At 61.4% G+C, this 19,294-nt stretch carries 12 protein-coding genes and 1 tRNA gene; 12 read left to right on the forward strand and 1 reads right to left on the reverse strand.

Annotation, left to right across the window (positions count from 1 at the left end; translation table 11 throughout):
- Positions 1–8: 8 nt before the first annotated feature.
- The gene (mfd, locus tag CJEIK_RS07995; protein ID WP_005293377.1) at positions 9–3,740 is read right to left on the reverse strand and encodes a transcription-repair coupling factor; all 3,732 of its coding nucleotides are present in this window, start codon (positions 3,738–3,740) and stop codon (positions 9–11) included.
- A gap of 90 nt (positions 3,741–3,830) precedes the next feature.
- Between mfd and CJEIK_RS08000 the strand changes: the two genes are divergently transcribed.
- From CJEIK_RS08000 to CJEIK_RS08055, 12 genes are all read left to right on the forward strand, one after another.
- A tRNA-Gln gene (locus CJEIK_RS08000) sits at positions 3,831–3,902 on the forward strand.
- A gap of 29 nt (positions 3,903–3,931) precedes the next feature.
- Positions 3,932–5,314, forward strand: coding sequence for an MFS transporter (locus CJEIK_RS08005; protein WP_005293379.1), 1,383 nt, complete (start codon positions 3,932–3,934; stop codon positions 5,312–5,314).
- A gap of 88 nt (positions 5,315–5,402) precedes the next feature.
- A complete protein-coding gene (gene glmU, locus CJEIK_RS08010) occupies positions 5,403–6,920 on the forward strand; it encodes a bifunctional UDP-N-acetylglucosamine diphosphorylase/glucosamine-1-phosphate N-acetyltransferase GlmU (RefSeq protein ID WP_005293380.1) in 1,518 nt (505 codons plus the stop codon).
- A 111-nt stretch (positions 6,921–7,031) separates the two neighbouring features.
- Positions 7,032–8,003, forward strand: a complete 972-nt coding sequence (locus tag CJEIK_RS08015) for a ribose-phosphate diphosphokinase (RefSeq protein WP_005293382.1) — start codon at positions 7,032–7,034, stop codon at positions 8,001–8,003.
- Positions 8,004–8,282: 279 nt separating this feature from the next.
- On the forward strand, positions 8,283–8,927 hold the full coding sequence (locus CJEIK_RS08020) for a 50S ribosomal protein L25/general stress protein Ctc (protein WP_034964454.1): 645 nt from the start codon (positions 8,283–8,285) through the stop codon (positions 8,925–8,927).
- 157 nt (positions 8,928–9,084) lie between these two features.
- A complete protein-coding gene (gene pth / locus CJEIK_RS08025) occupies positions 9,085–9,666 on the forward strand; it encodes an aminoacyl-tRNA hydrolase (protein WP_172457275.1) in 582 nt (193 codons plus the stop codon).
- Complete coding sequence (pth, locus tag CJEIK_RS08030) at positions 9,666–10,388, forward strand: aminoacyl-tRNA hydrolase (RefSeq protein ID WP_005293388.1); 723 nt, start codon at positions 9,666–9,668, stop codon at positions 10,386–10,388. The genes pth (CJEIK_RS08025) and pth (CJEIK_RS08030) overlap by 1 nt, the downstream gene beginning before the upstream one ends.
- Positions 10,389–10,502: 114 nt before the next feature.
- Complete coding sequence (locus CJEIK_RS08035) at positions 10,503–13,514, forward strand: acyltransferase family protein (protein ID WP_077536230.1); 3,012 nt, start codon at positions 10,503–10,505, stop codon at positions 13,512–13,514.
- Positions 13,515–13,541: 27 nt separating this feature from the next.
- Complete coding sequence (locus CJEIK_RS08040; RefSeq protein ID WP_005293392.1) at positions 13,542–15,188, forward strand: peptide chain release factor 3; 1,647 nt, start codon at positions 13,542–13,544, stop codon at positions 15,186–15,188.
- Between the two features lie 84 nt (positions 15,189–15,272).
- Positions 15,273–17,699, forward strand: coding sequence for an MMPL family transporter (locus CJEIK_RS08045; RefSeq protein WP_005293394.1), 2,427 nt, complete (start codon positions 15,273–15,275; stop codon positions 17,697–17,699).
- A 26-nt stretch (positions 17,700–17,725) separates the two neighbouring features.
- A complete protein-coding gene (locus tag CJEIK_RS08050; protein ID WP_248623849.1) occupies positions 17,726–18,388 on the forward strand; it encodes a TetR/AcrR family transcriptional regulator in 663 nt (220 codons plus the stop codon).
- 126 nt (positions 18,389–18,514) lie between these two features.
- On the forward strand, positions 18,515–19,264 hold the full coding sequence (locus tag CJEIK_RS08055) for a TetR/AcrR family transcriptional regulator (protein ID WP_005293402.1): 750 nt from the start codon (positions 18,515–18,517) through the stop codon (positions 19,262–19,264).
- Positions 19,265–19,294 lie beyond the last annotated feature (30 nt).

Below are 19,294 nucleotides of genomic sequence, written 5' to 3' on the forward strand. Positions count from 1 at the left end.
GTCGGGGTTTAGGACGTGCCCTTATCCTTGCCTGAGCCCTTGTCGGCACCGCCGGCCATGTTGCGAATCGGAATGCCAGCCAGCTGCGTCAACGCATCGGCGCACCACTGCACCAGCTCCGTATCGCGCAGCGGAACCGCGCGCATGCCCTGACCGCGCTTCGGCGCCGGGATCAGCACAATCTTGGTCGTCGCGCGGTAATTCGCCGCGGGGAATAGGCGCTTCAGACGCACCTGGGTGGAATCCTGCAGCTCGATGGGGCTGAAACTAATCTTCGAACCCGTGGTCACCACCTCCGTGACCTGCAGGTCTCGGCACAGCAGGCGCAGGCGCGAGAGCACCGCGAGCATCTGGATCTGCTCCGGCGGCTTGCCGTAGCGGTCGTGCAGCTCCTCGAGCACCTTCTCGATCTGCTCCTCATCCTGCACCTCGGCGAACTTGCGGTAGGCCTCCAGGCGCAGGCGCTCCGATGCTATGTACTCGGCTGGGATGTGTGCATCCACCGGCAGGTCGATGCGGATCTCCTTCTTTTCCTCTTCTCGGCCGTCGACGGGCTTACCGTCTGCCATCGCGCGAAACGCCTCCACTGCTTCGCCCACCAAGCGGACGTAGAGGTCGAAACCTACTCCGGCGATGTGACCAGATTGCTCGGCGCCCAGCACGTTGCCAGCACCGCGCATCTCCAGGTCCTTCATGGCCACGGCCATGCCCGCGCCCAGGTCGTTGTTCTGGGCGATGGTCGTCAGCCGGTCGTAGGAGGTCTCGGTCAGCACCTCCCCCTTCGGGTATAGGAAGTAGGCGTAACCGCGCTCGCGGGAGCGCCCCACGCGGCCGCGCAGCTGATGCAGCTGGGACAGCCCCATGTGGTGGGCGTTCTCCACGATCAGGGTGTTGGCATTGGCGATATCCAGGCCTGTCTCCACAATGGTGGTGCACACCAGCACGTCGAACTCGCGATCCCAGAAGCCCTTCACCGTGGTTTCTAGCTGTTCCTCGCTCATCTGGCCGTGTGCGACCACCACGCGGGCCTCCGGTACCAGGCGGCGAATGTCCGCGGCGGTCTGCTCAATACTGCGGACCTTGTTGTGCACGTAGAACACCTGGCCGTCACGCAGTAGCTCGCGGCGGATAGCCGCAGCCACGTGCTTATCCTCCTGCGCACCCACATACGTCAGCACGGGGTGACGATCCTCCGGCGGGGTGAGAATGGTCGACATCTCACGGATGCCCGCCATCGACATTTCCAGCGTGCGGGGAATCGGGGTCGCAGACATCGTCAGCACGTCCACGTGGGTGCGCAGCGACTTGATGTGCTCCTTGTGCTCCACACCGAAGCGCTGCTCCTCGTCCACGATGATCAGCCCCAGGTTCTTCCAATGCACGCCCGTCTGCAGCAGGCGGTGGGTACCGATCACGATGTCCACCGTGCCATCGGCCATGCCGGCGATGACCTTCTTGGATTCCGCCGGGGTGGTAAAGCGGGACAGCTCCTTGATAGTGGTGGGAAAGTCCTGCATGCGCTCGCTAAACGTGTTGTAGTGCTGCTGCGCCAGCAAGGTGGTCGGCACCAGCACGGCCACCTGCTTGCCGGACTGCACAGCCTTGAAAGCGGCACGCACCGCCACCTCGGTCTTGCCATAGCCCACGTCGCCGACGATCACGCGGTCCATCGGCACCGGCTTTTCCATGTCGGCCTTCACGGCCTCGATGGCGTTGTACTGATCCTCGGTTTCTGTGAAGGGGAAGGCATCTTCCATCTCCCGCTGCCAGGGCGTATCCGCGGCGAAGGCATAGCCCGGCGCGGCCTGGCGGCTGGCGTAGAGCTGCACCAACTCGCCCGCGATCTCACGTACAGCACCGCGGGCCTTGCGCTTGGTGTTCTTCCAATCCGCGCCACCCATCTTCGACAGCGCGGGCTTTTCCCCGCCGACGTAGCGCGACAGCATATCCAGCTGATCCATCGGCACGTATAGCTGATCGCCCGGCCCGCCCCGCTTGCTGGGCGCGTACTCCAGCACCAGGTACTCACGGCGGGAGGCATCCGGCCCCTTGCCCACCGTGCGTTCCGTCATCTTCACGAACTTGCCTATGCCGTGGGAATCGTGCACCACCAGGTCGCCCGACTCCAGTGCCAGCGGATCCACGCGGTTGCGCTTCTTCGCGGGCTTGCGCTTGCCCGTGGCCTTCGCGTCCACGCGGTTGCCGGTCAGGTCCGTTTCCGTGAAGAACAGCAGGCTAGGGCGCTTGTCGTCCCCGGTGAAGGGGAACACCAGCCCCTCGTAAGCCACGGCGTGGTAGATGCTCACCTGGTGTGGCGCGGGCTCGTCGGCGGTGGTGTGTTTGGACTTCTTAATCCGCCCCAGGCCACGGCTGCCGCTGAGGTCCACACCGATCGCCTCGGCCGCGATGCCAGCTTCTTGGAAACGCCGCAGCATGCGGGCCGCCACGGCCGGGGTTGGGGCCGCGAAGGCCACCCGTCCACCGGATTCCACGCGCTTGCGGATGTCGCTCATCAGCGCACCGATGGCCTCCATCTCGCCGTGCGGTCGGGGCGCCGAGTCGTAGTTGAGCTCCAAAACATCGGAAGTGTCGGCGTCAAAATCCGCCATCCCGAGCGTAGACAACGTCCACCAGGGCCGCCCCAGCTTTTGCTGCACCTTCTGCACCGCGTCGATCGAAAGATAAGCCACGCCCTCCATCGGCGCCGAGCCGCCCATTGCCGCAACGTCCCAACCGGCCTCAAGGAACTGCTGGCCCGTTTCGCGCAGGTCGTGAGCGCGGCGTTCGACTGCCGCGGGTGCCATCACCAGCGTGTGCGTACCTTCCGGCATGAGCTCCGGCAGTGCCACCAGCTCGGCCGTGTGCAGCGCCGGAATCAGCGATTCCATCCCCTGTACCTGGATTTTCTGGCTGATCTTGTCGAGGATCTCGGCCAACTCCGCGTTGCCGGCGTGCTCTTGGGCAAGGTTCTTGGCTTTTGACGCCACCTCGTCCGTCACAATCAATTCCCGGCATGCATAAACCATCACCTGGTCTGGCTCCACCCCGGGGATGGTCCGCTGGTCGCCAACGCTAAAGGCGCGAACTTCCGTGATCTCGTCGCCCCAGAAGTCCACGCGGACGGGCATCTCCTCGGTCGCGGGGAAGATATCCACGATGCCACCGCGAATAGCGAAGTGGCCGCGCTTGCCCACCACGTCCACGTGCGTATAACCGAGCTCTTGCAGCCGGTGAGTGAGGGAATCGAAGTCTATTTCCTCCCCCACCTTCAACCGCACCGGGGTGACCTCACCCAGGTTCGACTGCACAGGCTGCACCGCCGCGCGGGTCGGAGCCACCACGACCTGCAGGTTCTCGTCGCCCTCGTGCAGGCGGCGCAGCACGCGCATACGGGTGGACACCGTCTCCACAGCCGGGGAAAGCTTCTCGTGCGGCAGAGTCTCCCACGACGGGAACAGCTCCACGCGATCCCCCAGCATGTAGCGCAACACTGTGGTGAGGTCCTGGGCTTGGCGCCCCGTGGCCGTCACCACCAGCAGCGGGGTACGCTGCGCCAGCGTGCCGACCGCGAAAGGCCACGCACCCTCCGGGGCTTGCATGTGCAGGCCCCCCTCCCCCAGGTGCGTCATCATCCCGCGCAGTTTCCCGTCCTGCGCGGCGGCTTTCAGCAGCCCCGCCAGGCTGGGCGCCGGATTTGAAGTGCGGTTGGCGTTGGCTTTGGGCGTGGCTGTCTGACTCATGGCCAACAGTCTATCCTCCACTTCACCCTGCGGTTTATGCGCCCGGTTGGGTGTGCTGTAAAGTGTTCGCTGCACATTAATATGTGCACTTCTCCCATGGTGTAATTGGCAACACTACGGTTTTTGGTACCGTCATTCTAGGTTCGAGTCCTGGTGGGAGAGCTTTTTCTTTTGGAAGGGTGGGGCGATACATGTCCGGCAAGTCCAGCACAGATTCCAGTAGGTTCTGGCACACATTCACCACGAAATTCATCGGCACACCACCCAAGAGCGACCTGAAGCACGTCGAGGAAAACGCAGGCCGCTATTCCCTGGGCTTCGGCACGCAGAACATCGGCGATCAAATCGTTTCCGCTAAGACGGTTCTGCCTTGGTTCCTGTCTGTAATCGCCGCCCCGGCGTGGATCATCCCGCTTCTGGTGCCGATCCGTGAATCCGGTTCGATGCTGCCGCAGGCTCTGTTCCGCCCGTGGCTGCAGACGAAGACCTCACGGCTGGGTTTCATGCTGATCGGCACGCTTGGCCAGGCACTGGCATGCGCGATCATGGTCGCCGCCGCGCTTCTGACCAACGGGCTGCTGGCCGGACTGATCATCCTGTTCGCCCTCGCTCTGCTGTCCACCTGCCGCTCTTTGGTATCGCTGACCAGTAAGGACATCGCCGGGCGCACGGTTCCGAAGGGCTTCCGCGGGCGGCTGACCGGCTTTGCCACTACTTTGTCCGGCGCGGTGGCGATCCTGGTGGGTGTGGCCATTCAGGCCGCCCGCGGGGAGCTGACCCCTACCTTCTTCGCAATCCTTTTCGCCGTCGCCGCTGTGTCCTGGTTGGCCAGCGCATGGCTGTTTAAGGGGATCCGGGAAGGCGTCACTAAACAAGAAGAAAAAGACCTGCCGCAGGGCACGAACTACGTACGCGATGTGGTCGACGACATCGTGGACCTCGTACGCTCTGACCGCAACTTTAGGCGCTTCGTGCTGGTGCGTTCGCTGCTACTGGCCTCCGCCCTGTCACCGACATTCCTGGTGACGATGGCGAATCAACAGAGCGTGACGGAAGAATCCTCACTGGCCAGCGCCATTTTCACGGGTCTGGGAACGTTTGTGATCGCCTCTGGCGTGGCCTCGCTACTCGCCGGCAGGGTCTCGGGCTGGCTATCAGACGTGAGCTCCCGCAATACTCTGTCCGGCGCCGCACTACTGGCGACGGTCGTACTCATCATCACTGTGGCGTTGGGTTACGCTTCCTCGCTTAGTGACGCCCACACGTGGACCACCGCCCTGGTGTGGTGGCTACCCATCGCGTTCTTCATTATCTCGCTTGCCCACGCAGCGATCAGGGTCGCCCGCTCCACCTACATCGTGGACATGGCAGAGGGCACGCAACGTACCCGCTATGTATCGGTGGCGAACACGCTGATGGGCGTGTTGCTGCTGATCGTGGGCGCGTTGACCAGTGTGCTGGCACTGTTTTCCCCGGAGGTCGCACTGGCTGCACTGGCGCTTTTCGGCCTGCTGGGCGCGATCCTGTCTAAGAGCTTGCCGGAGGTATCGGTGGGCAAAAACGAGATTTCTTAAGCGCTCGCGGGCGACCCTCCCCGACTCGGCGGCGAAGCGACGCTATGCTGGAATTCGCTTTTAACCGAAAGTAAGGAATGCCAACAACGTGACTGATGCTGCTCAGAACCCCGAAGCTCACCTAAAGGCCCAAGACAAGCCTGTGGCAGTGATCGTGCTGGCCGCAGGGGCGGGCACGCGGATGAAGTCCACGACCCAAAAGACCCTGCACTCCATTGGCGGGCGCACCCTCCTTTCCCACAGCCTGCACGCCGCCGCTGGCATCGACCCCGCCCGCATCGTGGCTGTTATCGGCCATGGGCGGGAGCAAGTAGGACCGGCAGTAGCAGAGGTAGCCGAGCAACTGGGGCGCAGCATCGACACTGCAATCCAGGAGCAGCAGAACGGCACCGGCCACGCCGTACAGTGCGCAATGGAACAGCTGGAGGGCTTCGAAGGCACCGTTGTGGTTACCAACGCGGACGTACCTCTACTTTCCCCGGAGACTCTGCAGGAACTTACTGCCACCCACGACGGCGCGAGCGTGACCGTGCTGTCCGTCAACCAGGACAACCCCACCGGTTACGGCCGCATCCTGCGTACCAACGATGGCATGGTCACCGCCATCGTGGAGGAAAAGGACGCAACGGAGAAGCAGAAGGAAATCACTGAGGTCAACTCCGGTGTGTTCGCCTTCGACGCGGCTATCCTGCGCGACGGCTTGGCGCAGTTGAACACTGATAACGCCCAGGGCGAGCTATACCTGACGGACGTGCTGAGCATCGCCCGCCGGGCGGGCCACCCCGTGCGCGCCCACATCGCCTCCGACGCTGCGGAACTAGCGGGCGTCAACGACCGCGTCCAGCTAGCCGCCGCCGGCGCCGAGCTCAACCGCCGCACCGTGACCGCCGCGATGCGAGGCGGGGCGACCATCGTAGATCCGGCGACAACTTGGATCGACGTGGATGTGCAGGTAGGCCAGGACGTCACTATCCTGCCGGGAACGCAGCTGCTAGGCACCACCACCATCGGTGATAACGCGCAGATCGGACCGGATACCACTCTAGAAAACGTCAAGGTCGGCGAAGGCGCGCAGGTAGTCCGCACCCACGGCTTTGATTCCACCATCGGCCCGCGCGCCGAAGTAGGCCCCTTTACCTACATCCGCCCCGGCACGGTGCTGGGCGAAGAGGGCAAGCTCGGCGGCTTCGTCGAGGCGAAGAAGGCGAACATCGGGCGAGGCTCGAAGGTGCCCCACCTGACCTATGTCGGCGACGCGACGATCGGCGAATACTCCAACATCGGCGCCTCCAGCGTGTTCGTGAACTACGACGGTGTGAACAAGCACCACACCACCGTGGGCTCGCACGTGCGCACCGGATCCGATTCAATGTTCATCGCCCCGGTCGTGGTGGGCGATGGCGCCTACTCCGGAGCCGGTACCGTCATCAAGGAAGACGTGCCACCGGGCGCGCTGGTGGTCTCTGGTGGCAAGCAGCGCAACGTGGAGGGCTGGGTGGCTAAGAAGCGCCCCGGCACCCCAGCGGCAGAGGCCGGCGAGGCCGCAGCCAAGCGTGTGGCGGAAGGCGGTTCGCCTACGTCAACACCACAGGCAGACCAGGAGTAGCAGACAGAAGCTACGCTCGTTTTTGTTGATATCTCTGAGCGCGACCTAAAATGGGGAGCGCCTGAATAAAAGTGAATAGTCCAGCTCTTCGACCGGAAGGTTAAAGCACAAGTGTCCACCACCCACTGGATCGACAATCAAAAGAACCTGATGCTGTTTAGCGGCAGGGCTCATCCGGAATTGGGGGAGGCTGTTGCCCGCGAATTGGGCATCGAGGTCACTCCGACCACCGCCCGCGACTTCGCTAACGGCGAGATCTTCGTCCGCTTCGAAGAGTCCGTCCGCGGTTCCGATGCCTTCGTGCTGCAGTCCCACCCGCAGCCGCTGAATAACTGGCTGATGGAGCAGCTGATCATGATCGATGCACTAAAGCGTGGCTCCGCCAAGCGCATCACCGCGATCCTGCCCTTCTACCCCTACGCCCGCCAGGACAAGAAGCACCGCGGCCGCGAGCCGATCTCCGCCCGCCTGGTTGCCGACCTGCTGAAGACCGCCGGCGCGGACCGCATCGTCTCTGTCGATCTGCACACCGACCAGATCCAGGGCTTCTTCGACGGTCCGGTGGATCACATGCACGCCATGCCGATCCTGACCGACTATGTAAAGGCCAATTACAACCTGGACAACATCTGCGTGGTCTCCCCTGATGCCGGCCGCGTGAAGGTGGCCGAGAAGTGGGCCAACGTGCTGGGCGATGCCCCACTGGCGTTCATCCACAAGACCCGCGACGTTGACGTAGCCAACAAGGTCACCGCCAACCGCGTGGTCGGCGACGTGAAGGGCCGCACCTGCGTGCTGCTGGACGACATGATCGATACCGGTGGAACCATCGCCGGTGCCGTCGGCGTGCTGCGTGAGGCTGGTGCTGGCGACGTGATCATCGCCACCACCCACGGCGTATTCAGCGGCCCGGCACGCGAGCGCCTGAGCAGCTGCGGCGCCCGCGAGATCATCACTACCGATACCCTGCCACAGTCCACCGAGGGCTGGGATAACCTGACGGTTCTGCCCATCGCCCCGCTGGTGGCCAAGACCATTCACGAGATCTTCGAGAATGGCTCCGTGACCACACTGTTTGAGTAGTTTTAATCCCCGGTTGGGGGTGTGCTAACATACTTTCGAATCTCGGCGAGGGCTGAATTCTTACCCAGAATTTGGCCGTTATCGGCGCGAAAAGCACACTCCCTCTACTTTTTGTGTGACGTAACCTTGAAAAGCGAGTCCGCTCGCGTGTGGGTGCGTGACCAATAAACTGTGGGATGCATACACGCCGCGAGATATCGCGGCATTTTTTATGCCCGCGGTTGAAACGCAAGAGCGATTCAGAACAGATCTGAAGCACAAAAATTGAAGGAGAAAATCATGGCTGACATTACCCGCCTGAAGGGCGAGCTGCGCACCGAGTTCGGCAAGGGCGCTTCCCGCCGCCTGCGTCGCGACTTCCGCGTTCCGGCTGTTGTCTACGGCAACGACCTGGACCCGATGCACGTTCACGTGGACATCCTGGAGTTCCAGGCAATCCTGCGTAACGAGGGCGTGAACGCCGTTCTGGAGCTGGAGATCGAGGGCCAGGATCACCTGGTCATGATCAAGGCTGTGGACCAGAACGTGCTGACCCTGGACGTTGACCACGCTGACCTGCTGAACGTTAAGCGCGGCGAAAAGGTTGAGGTTGACGTTCCAGTTGTCTTCACCGGTCAGGCTGCTCCGGGCGCCCTGGTCACCCAGGAGGCAGACGTCATCACCATCCTGGCCGACGTTCTGAACATTCCGGAAGAGATCACCGTCGACGTCGAGGGCAAGGAAATCGGCGACCAGATTCTGGCTGGCGACCTGCAGATGCCGGGCAACGCATCCCTGGTCTCCGAGGAAGACACCCTGATCATCAACGTCGTGGAGCCGGAGGAAGAGGAACTGCCGGAGACGGACGAGGAGGGCGAAGGCGCCGAGGGCGAAGCTGCCGAGGCAGCCGAGGACGAGTCCGCAGAGGGCGAGTCCGAGGAGTAATCCACTCCCCCTTCACTCACTGGGCCACACCGTGTGCATTTTCGCACCGGGTGGCCCTTTTTGTTGCCCTTTTTATTGACGCCACCCCACGGCCGCGGGGGCTGTCCGGGTGGACAGTACAATTACCGTCAGTGAGTTAGAGAGAGGGCTGGAGACGGTGGCGTCACCAAACAAGAAACAACACACCAACAGCGACACGTGGCTAATCATCGGCCTGGGCAACCCCGGCGATAAATACGCCAACACCAGGCACAACGTCGGACGAATGGTGATCGGCGAACTGCTGGATCGACAGGTACCGGCAGCCAGCCTGAGTACCCACAAGAAAACAAACACGGACATCGCCGAGGTGAAGATCGCGGGGCGCAAGGTGGTGCTGGCGCAGCCGCGAACTTTCATGAATGTATCCGGCGGTCCGGTGCAGCAGCTGGCGGCGTTTTTCAAGATTCCGGCGGAGAACATCATCGTCGCCTACGACGACCTCGAGGGTGATCCGGGAGCAGTGAAGCTGCGACAGTCCGGTGGGGACAAGGGGCATAACGGTCTGAAGTCCATTACGAAGTCGCTGGGGACGAAAGACTACTGGCGCTTGTCGTGTGGCATTGGTCGGCCGCCCGGACGCATGGATCCAGCGGCCTATGTGTTGAAGCCCTTCCCCAAGTCAGAGGCAGCGGAAGTGGCGATCATGTGCGCCGACGCGGCCGACGAGGTTGAGCGCACCCTCGGTGTGGGAAACTAGTGGCTGTGTCTTTCCTCCAATCTCTGTTTTCCGTTTTCCGCAAGAAGTCTTCGCCACAGGAGCCTGCAACTACAACTGCAGGTGGCCCTGCAAAGCGAACCAAGCTCACCGTCGGGGAGCTGCAAGAGTTCGCCCCTGAATGGATTGTGATCGGCCTGGGCAATCCCGGCGCCAAGTACGCGGACACCCGGCACAATATCGGCTATTGGCCGATTGACCGCCTAGTTGAGCGGTATGAGGCCCAGTGGCTGCCGGTGGAGGGCCAGAAGGCTCATGCGGCGCTGATCACGGTGGAAGAAACCCCCGTGCTGCTGCTCCGCTCCACGACCTACATGAATAACTCTGGTGAGGCTGTGGGGCCGCTGGCTTCCGCTTTGAGTCTGCCGGCGGAGCGGATCATTGTCTGCCACGACGAGCTGGATATCGCCGCTGGGCAGGTCCGCATCAAGGATAAAGGTGGCGAGGGCGGCCACAATGGGCTGCGTTCAATGACGGCCGAACTGGGCACTCAACACTACGTGCGCGTCCGCATGGGCATCGGTCGCCCGCCTAAGGGAACGTCAGTGATTGATTTTGTTCTGAGCCCGTTCGAAGAGGCAGACATCGACGCAGAGAACGGGTGGATGGAAAACACTCTTCGGGATTCGGTGGACTCAGTGACGCTCATCGTGAACAATGGCACAGACATTGCGCGAAACGATATCCACACACGCAAGCACTAATAAATGCTGCGGTGCAGGTAGCGCGCAGTAACGTCAATACTCGCGGGTTTTCGAGCTACCTAGCGTTAGTATTGATGAATCAATGCACGCGATCTTGCCTTTGGGAGATGCAAAGTGAAGCAGGTTTTTGGACTACTGCGCGCTGTTCGTAACGCACGAACTGGTTCCGCGAAGTCGTCCCCCGACCAGCAAAGACATCAGGAATCTGGTGCGTCTTCCGGGTCTTCTGTGCCTTCTAAGCCGTCTGCGGCTTCCAAGCCTTCCGAGGAAAAGAAGCCGGCTCCGGCGAAGCCAGAACCAAAAAAGACAGCTCCGGCGAAGCCCGCGCAGCAGGCCTCTGCACCGAAGAAGCCAGCCGAGGGAAAAACCTCTGAGGAGAAAAAGCCGGCTCCGGTAAAGCAGGAACCTAAAAAGGCAACCTCCAAGGAGCCCACTCGATCGCCAATCAAACTCTCCGCAGGCGGCCCACCCAAGGCTCCCTCCGCTCCGAAGCCACCGAAGGCTTCTTCCCAGAAGCAGGAGCCGCGGAAGGCTTCCACTGCCTCGCAGGATCCCAAGAAGTCCACTACGGCTGCGAAGGCCCTTAAAGCAGACAAGAACAAGAAGCAGACAAGTGCGCCTCCCAAGAAGAAAGCCGCTACTCCCCGACCAGCCGCGGCTGCTCCGGCCATCAAACTCGGTAACGTAGGCGCGCCGCCCGCTCCAGGGGTTGCACCTGGCGTGGCGCGAAAAGCACCTATACCCGCAAAGGCATCCGCCGCAAAGCCCGCACCCAAGCAGGCCGCCAAGCCGGTTTCCAAGGAGGCCGCCAAGCCGGTTGCCAAGGAGACGCCTGCAGCTAAGGCCACACCGCCTGCGAAACCAAAGCCTGAACAGAAACCGGCTCCCAAGAAGGCTCCCAAGAAGGCGACTCAGCCGAAGGCTGAGCAGAAGACGGTGCCCGTGCCAGCCGCGAAGCCTGTACCAAAGCCCGCACCCAAGCAGGTCGCAGAGTCCGCGCCCATACCGGTGCCCAAACAGGCGCCCGCTGCCAAGCAGGCACCGAAGCCAGTCGCCAAGGCTAAGCCGAAGACAGTGCCGCCAGCGGCGGAGAAGTCGGCGTCACAACCAAAGAAACAGCCCGAAGCGAAGCAGGTGACAACGGCACAACCTGCACCACAGCAGACCTCTGCCCCACGCCGGAACAACGTGCCGGAAGCGCTGGCGATCCCGCCGGAAAACAAGACTGTCAAGAAGGATCGTCGCGCTCGCCTGCGCCAGGTGAAGGGGCTGGATGGCCTGCGCGGCCTCGCTGTGCTCGCCGTGGTGATTTACCACTTCTTCGGCGATATTCTGCCCGGCGGCTACCTGGGCGTGGACCTATTCTTCGTCCTGTCGGGATTCCTAATCACCTCACTGCTGGTGCGCGAGTACCGGGTAAGCAACACGATCAGCCTGAAGGACTTCTGGATCAGGCGATTCCGCCGAATTCTTCCCGCCGCGCTGGTCACGCTATTTATCGTCACCGCGATAGTCACCGCCATAGGTGGAGACATCGCCGTGGGCATCCGCGAGCAGTTCCTGGGCACGCTGTTCTTCGTCAATAACTGGACGCAGATCGCCACCTCCCAGTCTTATTTTGCGGAAAGCGAAATCCAGGTTTTCGCCCACTACTGGTCGCTGGCAGTCGAAGAGCAGTTCTACATCATCTGGCCGCTGGTAACACTTGGGATTTTCGTGTTCACCCAGCGGCGGCTGCGCCGCAGTCCACGCCGTATCCCGATGCTGGTCACGGCGGTGTTGGCTGTACTTTCCGCTGCGATCATGGCGCTGCTGTTTACCCCCGGTGAGGATCCGACGCGCGTCTACTACGGCACGGATACGCACGCTTTTGGCCTGCTCATCGGCGCTTTCCTCTCGCTGGCTGTCACCTCCACGCGCAACGACCCGCGGGTGGATTCCTGGCCGTCGGCAGGAAAGTTTGAGGCGCGGGCTGCGGGAGCGATCGGCGCCTTGGCGCTTGTCGGTTACGTCTTCCAGCTCTTGTTTATGGGCGACGACCTAGCGGTGACCTACCAGGGCGGCCTACTACTGACCAGTGTGCTGGGCGTGCTGATGATCTGGGGTGTGATCCGCGAAACCGGACCGCTGACGATAATCTTCCGCACCAATGTCATGCGTTGGCTCGGCCAACGTTCGTTCTCGCTGTACCTGTGGCACTGGCCGGTCATCATGATCCTGCGTGCTCTTTTTGACGCCGACGGTCACATGGACCACAAGTGGATTCTCGGACTGGTAGCGGTGCCGATCGCTCTGGTGATCTCCGAAATTTCCTACCAGCACGTGGAGAACCCCTTCCGCCGCCGCGGTTACAAGCAGACGTGGAAGGACTACTGGAGCTCCCGACCGACCTATCACGAGATCAACGAGGGCTTTAAGAAGGTCGCGTGGCCTGTCGTACCGCTACTCGTCGTAGCCTGTGCGGGCGGAGTGATCTACGGCGTGGTGAACTCCAACGACAAGACCGCACTGGAGCAGGAACTGGACCAACTGCAGCGCATGAACCAGCAAGCCAACAAGGGCAATGCTCCCGCCCCAGCTACTCCACCGCCGCCGAAGGAAGAGAAGGCCGCGGCCGTGCAGGGCAAGGACATCACCGCAGTCGGTGACTCCGTGATGCTGGCCGCTAGCGAAGCGCTGAACACCAATTACCCGGGCATCTACATTGACGCGGATGTTTCCCGCCACTACACCGCCGGTATGGACGTAGTGCGGCAGCTGAACGATTCCGGCAAGTTGCGCAAGAACGTGTTCCTTGGCTTCGGCACCAACGGCCCGGCCTTCCCGGGCCAGTTGGAGGAGATGATTAACCTCATCGGTCCTGACCGCCAGATCTTCATGGCTATGCCCTACGGCGATCGCGAGTGGATGGCACAGTCCCGCCAGGATGTGCTGGACGCAGCTAAGACCCACGACAACGTCTACATCGCAGACTGGTGTGGCCACGCCCAGGCACACCAAAACATGCTGTTTGAAGATGGAGTTCACCCAATGCCCGAGGGCGCGCAAGAATACGCGAAGGCCTTCGACGAGGCGCTGGCCCAGGCCGCAGACCATAAGAAGAAGACCACGACTACCTGCGCCTAATGCCCACCCGCTAGACTTGTGGGCATTATGAGTACAACCGCATCCGAAGCCTCGCGCCGCCGCACATTCGCCGTCATCGCCCACCCGGATGCCGGTAAATCCACCCTCACCGAGGCGCTCGCACTGCACGCCCACATGATCAAGGAAGCCGGCGCCGTGCACGGCAAGGCCGGTCGTAAGTCCACCGTCTCCGACTGGATGGACATGGAGAAAGACCGTGGTATTTCCATCGCCTCCTCCGCCTTGCAGTTTGAATACGCCCCGGAGGACCACGACGGCGAGCCCTTCATGATCAACCTAGTTGATACCCCGGGCCACGCGGACTTCTCGGAAGATACCTACCGAGTTCTTTCCGCCGTGGATGCTGCGGTGATGCTCATTGACGGCGCAAAGGGCCTGGAGCCGCAGACGCTGAAGCTGTTCCGCGTGTGCAAGGCCCGCGGTCTGCCGATCGTTACCGTCGTGAACAAGTGGGACCGTCCGGGCCGCAGCCCGCTGGAGCTGGTGGACGAGATCGTCAACGAGATCCAGCTACAACCCACTCCCCTGTTCTGGCCCGTCGGCGAGGCCGGCGACTTCCGCGGATTGGCGCGTATCAACGACGACGGAGAGGCCGAGGAGTACATCCACTTCCTCCGCACGGCCGGTGGTTCGACGATCGCACCGGAGGAGCACTACACCCCGGAACAGGCCGTAGAGCGGGAAGAAGACGTATGGGAGACCGCCGCTGAAGAGGTCGAGCTGCTGGCTTCCGACGGCGCGCTACACGACCAGGAGCTGTTCCTGGAATGCACCACTTCCCCACTGATTTTCGCCTCCGCGATGCTGAACTTCGGCGTGCACCAGATTTTGGATACCCTCTGCGCTTTGGCGCCCGCCCCAGCGGGCCGCGATTCCGACCCGAAGGTGATCGAGGCCGCCGCGGGCGGAAACTCCGTCGCGGTGGACGAGCACCGCGACCCCACCGACGATTTCTCGGGCGTGGTGTTCAAGGTGCAGGCGGGCATGGACCGTAACCACCGGGACTCTCTGGCTTTCATGCGCGTGGTCTCCGGCGTATTCGAGCGTGGCATGCAGGTCACGCATGCGCAATCGGGTCGGTCTTTCTCTACAAAGTACGCACTGACCGTCTTCGGCCGCACCCGCGCCACCGTGGATGCCGCCTACCCCGGCGATATCGTGGGTCTAGTCAACGCTGGTTCGCTCGCCCCTGGCGACACGATCTACGCCGGCAAGAAGGTACAGTTCCCGCCCATGCCGCAGTTCGCACCGGAGCACTTCCGCACACTGCGCGCGAAGTCGCTGGGCAAGTACAAGCAGTTCCGCAAGGCCCTCGAGCAGTTGGATTCCGAAGGCGTTGTGCAGATCCTGCGCAACGACGCGCGCGGTGACGCCAACCCCGTCATGGCCGCCGTCGGCCCGATGCAGTTTGAAGTTATGCAGGCTCGAATGGACGTTGAGTACAACGTGGAGACCGTGGCCGACCCCGTCCCTTACTCTGTCGCTCGTCGTACTGACGCCGAGTCCGCGCCGGTACTGGCCAAGCAGCGAGGCGTGGAGATCTTCACCCGCACAGACGGGGAGCTAATTGCCCTATTCGGCGACAAGTGGAAACTAGCCTTCGTGGAGAAGGAACACCCGGAGCTGACGATGGAGACGTTGGTCGCCGACTAGGTGGAGTAGCGATTCGTCGCGACCCCATCAAAAATATTTGCACAAGTCTTGCAACGTTTCGCAGACTGTGCAAATATTTTGCGCATGGCAAAATTCCTGTATCGAGTAGGCCGCTCCGCCTACTTCCACAAGTGGCGCTTCCTCGCCGTCTGGCTGATCGTGTTGATCGGCGTGGGCACCGCCTCCGCACTGTTAACCAAACCCACCTCGCAGTCCTTCACCATCCCTGGACTGGAGTCCATCGAGACCCAGGACAGGATCAAGGAGGAATTCCCCAACGGCGAAGACGCTGATCAGCTAGAGGCAGCCACGGGCAAGCTCGTGATCCAAGCCCCTGAAGGTCAGACTCTTGCCAAGGGCGAGGCTGCACAATCGACCGAAGACATCCTTCAGGCGCTGCAAAAGCTCGATTTCCTGAAGGACAAGGAAAAGCTCGTCTCCCCCGTGCTGGCCAGCGAAGGCATGCACCAGCAAATGGCTCCCATGAAGCAAAAGCAGGGGATGCCGAAGGAGCAGATCACCTCCGACATCGCTGCTCTGAGCCCGCTGAGCTCCGACCAGCGCACTGGCACAATCGAGGTTTCCTTCGATGCGAAAACCGCAGCAGACGTGCCCGCCGAGGACGTACAAGAGTTCGAGGATGCGGTAAAGGACAACGCCGGCAACCTCAAGGTTGGGTGGAACGGTAACGCGTTCCAGCAGCCAGAAATGAGCATGGCCTCCGAAGCCATCGGTCTGGCCGTCGCCGCCATCGTTCTGATTGTTACCTTCGGCAGCCTTGTCGCCGCCGGCCTGCCGCTGCTTTCCGCAGTAATTGGCGTGGGCACTGGCATTGGCATCGTAATGGCTGCCACCTCCGTCACCGACAGCATCAACTCCATGACCCCCACCCTGGCCTCCATGATCGGCCTGGCCGTGGGCATCGACTACGCGCTGTTTATCCTCTCCCGCTTCCGCAATGAACTGGTCGCCCATGTAAATGGTCAGGATCTGGAGCCGAAGGAGCTGCAACAGAAGCTCAAGACGATTCCTGTCAAGGAACGCGCCCACCTAGCTGGCCTAGCCGTCGGCAAGGCAGGCTCGGCCGTGGTCTTCGCAGGCCTTACGGTGCTGATTGCACTGGCAGCACTATCCATCATTAACATTCCGTTCCTCACCGCGATGGCCTTGGCCGCCGCCGGAACCGTTGCCATCGCCGTGATCGTTGCAATCACTCTGCTGCCCGCCATCATGGGGCTCATTGGCACGAAGGTCTTCGCAGGTCGCGCACCTATAGTCAAGGCGCCGGACCCGGAAAACGAAAAGCCGACCATGGGGCTGAAGTGGGTGCGCATCATTCGCAAGAAGCCCGTCCTGTGGATGGTAGGCGCAGCAGTATTGCTGATTCTGCTGGCCATCCCCGCGATGAACCTGCGCCTAGCAATGCCCTCTGATGGCTCTATGGCCAAGGGCACCCCCAACCGCGTGGCATACGAAATGACAGAGGAGGGATTCGGACCGGGCCGCAATGCCCCGATGATTGCCCTGGTGGAGTACCCCGACCTCAATGACAAGGAAAAGGCTGCTGCTACCCAGCAGGCCGTTGCCACCCTCCAGAACACTGAAGGCGTGGAGAACGCCCAAGTAGTGCAGACCAACGGCGATCCGCGCAACCCGTCCGACCTGGGTACTGCAGCCCAGGTGTTTATCACCCCGTCCTACGGCGCAACGGATGCCCGTGCTGCCGATGTCCTTGAGCAGATGCGCGCCGAGGAAGCTGGATACAACGAGAAAACCGGCGCAACCTACGCCATCACCGGCGTTACCCCAATGTACGAGGACATTTCTCAGCGGCTTTCGGACGTCCTAATCCCCTACATTGCAATTGTCCTGGCGCTAGCATTCGTTCTGCTGATGATCGTCTTCCGCTCCATCTGGGTGCCGCTGATCGCAGCACTAGGCTTCGGCCTGTCGGTGGCCGCCACGTTCGGCGTCACCGTCGCACTGTGGCAAGAAGGCTTCGGCGGGATTATTGACGACCCGCAGCCCATCATTTCCTTCCTGCCCATCATGCTGATCGGTATTGTCTTCGGCCTGGCCATGGACTACCAGGTCTTCCTGGTCACCCGCATGCGCGAGGGCTGGGCGCACGGCAAGACCGCCGGCAATGCCACCGCCAACGGCTTCAAGCACGGCGCACGAGTGGTCACTGCAGCCGCGCTCATCATGATTTCGGTCTTCGCCGCCTTCATGATGGCCGATGAGCCGTTTATTAAGGTGATGGGCTTTGCTTTGGCCACTGCCGTGTTCTTTGACGCCTTCATCGTCCGCATGGTCTTCATTCCAGCGACCATGTTCCTACTGGACGAACATGCGTGGAAGTTCCCCAAGTGGCTGGGGAAGATCATTCCCACTGTCGATATCGAGGGCGAGAGCCTGGTTGGATTGAACGCTGACGGTAGCCGCACTCCGAATACACCTACCGAATCAGGTGAAGCAGATTCGCGAGACGCACAGGCCGGAGTAAAGTAAGGCGTCACTAAGGAAAGGTTGTGAAAGTGAGCTACGGAGGCGGAAGAAGCGTAGAGGCAGCAACGCCGAGCCTACGGGATCGCAAGAAGGCCGAAACCCGTGAGCGCATCGCCTATGCCGCCGTTGACTTACTAGTCAACGAGGGAGCGGAGAATGCTACCATCGCGAAGATCGCAGAAAGAGCTGATATTTCCCCGCGCACTTTTCACAACTATTTCCCTCATCGAGACGCTGCTTTACTATTCGCGCTTAATCAATTCGTTGAGCAAATGGTTGGCATGGTGGATACTGCACAGCCTGGGCAACAATTGATATCGATTGGCGAGAATATCGCGGTGGACTTCTTTAATCGAACGACGGGCAGCCCGAACATCATTCAAACCCTCTCCCGCCTTGCGGACCACTTACTCTCTATCCCCGCCCAAGCTCGTACAGAGCTTTTCACAGAGAACGATGGCTTTCCCCGCAATGCCGTGGAGTTCTTCTCTCCGCTCGTACAGGCGTTTCAGCGGTACAGCGAGCGCGAAGGTCGGACGCTCAACACCGCCCACGCGCTGTTGCTCATCAATTCGATCATGGTTGTACCCACAGTTTTCGTGGAGCTCAACGAAGGTGGGGAGCGTGCGGCGGAAGAAGAAATTCGAGACGCTTTCCAACTACTAGCGGGAGGGCTTTCGCAGCTCGGCTAGCTGAGAGGAGAAGCAATTAAATTCCCAACCTCCATTTTGGGAATATCAGACTTGCTACGCTAGTCTGCATCGTACGATGTCCATCCAATCGGATCATCTGGGCATATTGAAAGGTTTCTCACTCACATGTCATCGAGTTCGACGATCCCCGAGCCCTCCGCTTCCCGGCGCGAACAGAAGAAGGCCGAGACGAAGCAGAATCTCATCGAAGCCGCCATTGAGCTGTTTATCGGTTACGGACCGGAAGCTGCGACGGTTCAGGCAATTACCAAGCGGGCGGGCGTATCCACGCGCACATTCCACAACTACTTCGAGCGCCGCGACGATGTCTTCGCCTACTACCTTCACGAAGTCTTCGAGCATTTCGCATGCCGCATCCGCGAGATTGCAGCAAACCGCCCCACCGGCGGCATCGTGGACATCATGCGCGATGCAATGTGGATCTACTGCTTCCCGCCGCACGGTGATCAGGGTGATTCGGTCAGCCAGACGGGCTCGGCCGACTCGTCTGGATCGGCTGGCTCTGCCGGCTCTGCCGATATTTCCGAGTTGGTGGACCCCACCACACCGGACATCCGCAAGTTCAAGCCTCTGCTCATCATGCTGGAGAATCCGCAGGATAAGGGCAGCGGCGAACACCTGGATGTGGACCTACCTACCCTCACAGAACCTGGAACCAAGGCGCTGTGCGATGTAGACCCCGACCTCTCCCCTTTCAAGGCATTCCTGTTGCTGGATGTTTCCTTCAGCATCGCCATGCGCGCCGTAGAGGCAGCTGCGGACGAGCGGCTATCCGGAGGCCTCAGCCCCCAGGAGCTCTACGACCAGGCCTTTGACATGCTGGCCCGCGTGGAGCGCACCGAGAACAACCAGTAGTACTCCCACCAAGAACCAAACCCGGTTTCC

This window comes from Corynebacterium jeikeium, assembly GCF_028609885.1.
Classification (GTDB): domain Bacteria; phylum Actinomycetota; class Actinomycetes; order Mycobacteriales; family Mycobacteriaceae; genus Corynebacterium; species Corynebacterium jeikeium.

Coding starts and splice junctions, on each gene's coding strand:
- mfd (WP_005293377.1), bottom strand. CDS start 3,740: ATGAGTCAGACAGCCACGCCCAAAGCCAACGCCAACCGCACTTCAAAT.
- CJEIK_RS08005 (WP_005293379.1), top strand. CDS start 3,932: ATGTCCGGCAAGTCCAGCACAGATTCCAGTAGGTTCTGGCACACATTC.
- CJEIK_RS08020 (WP_034964454.1), top strand. CDS start 8,283: ATGGCTGACATTACCCGCCTGAAGGGCGAGCTGCGCACCGAGTTCGGC.
- CJEIK_RS08040 (WP_005293392.1), top strand. CDS start 13,542: ATGAGTACAACCGCATCCGAAGCCTCGCGCCGCCGCACATTCGCCGTC.
- CJEIK_RS08045 (WP_005293394.1), top strand. CDS start 15,273: ATGGCAAAATTCCTGTATCGAGTAGGCCGCTCCGCCTACTTCCACAAG.
- CJEIK_RS08055 (WP_005293402.1), top strand. CDS start 18,515: ATGTCATCGAGTTCGACGATCCCCGAGCCCTCCGCTTCCCGGCGCGAA.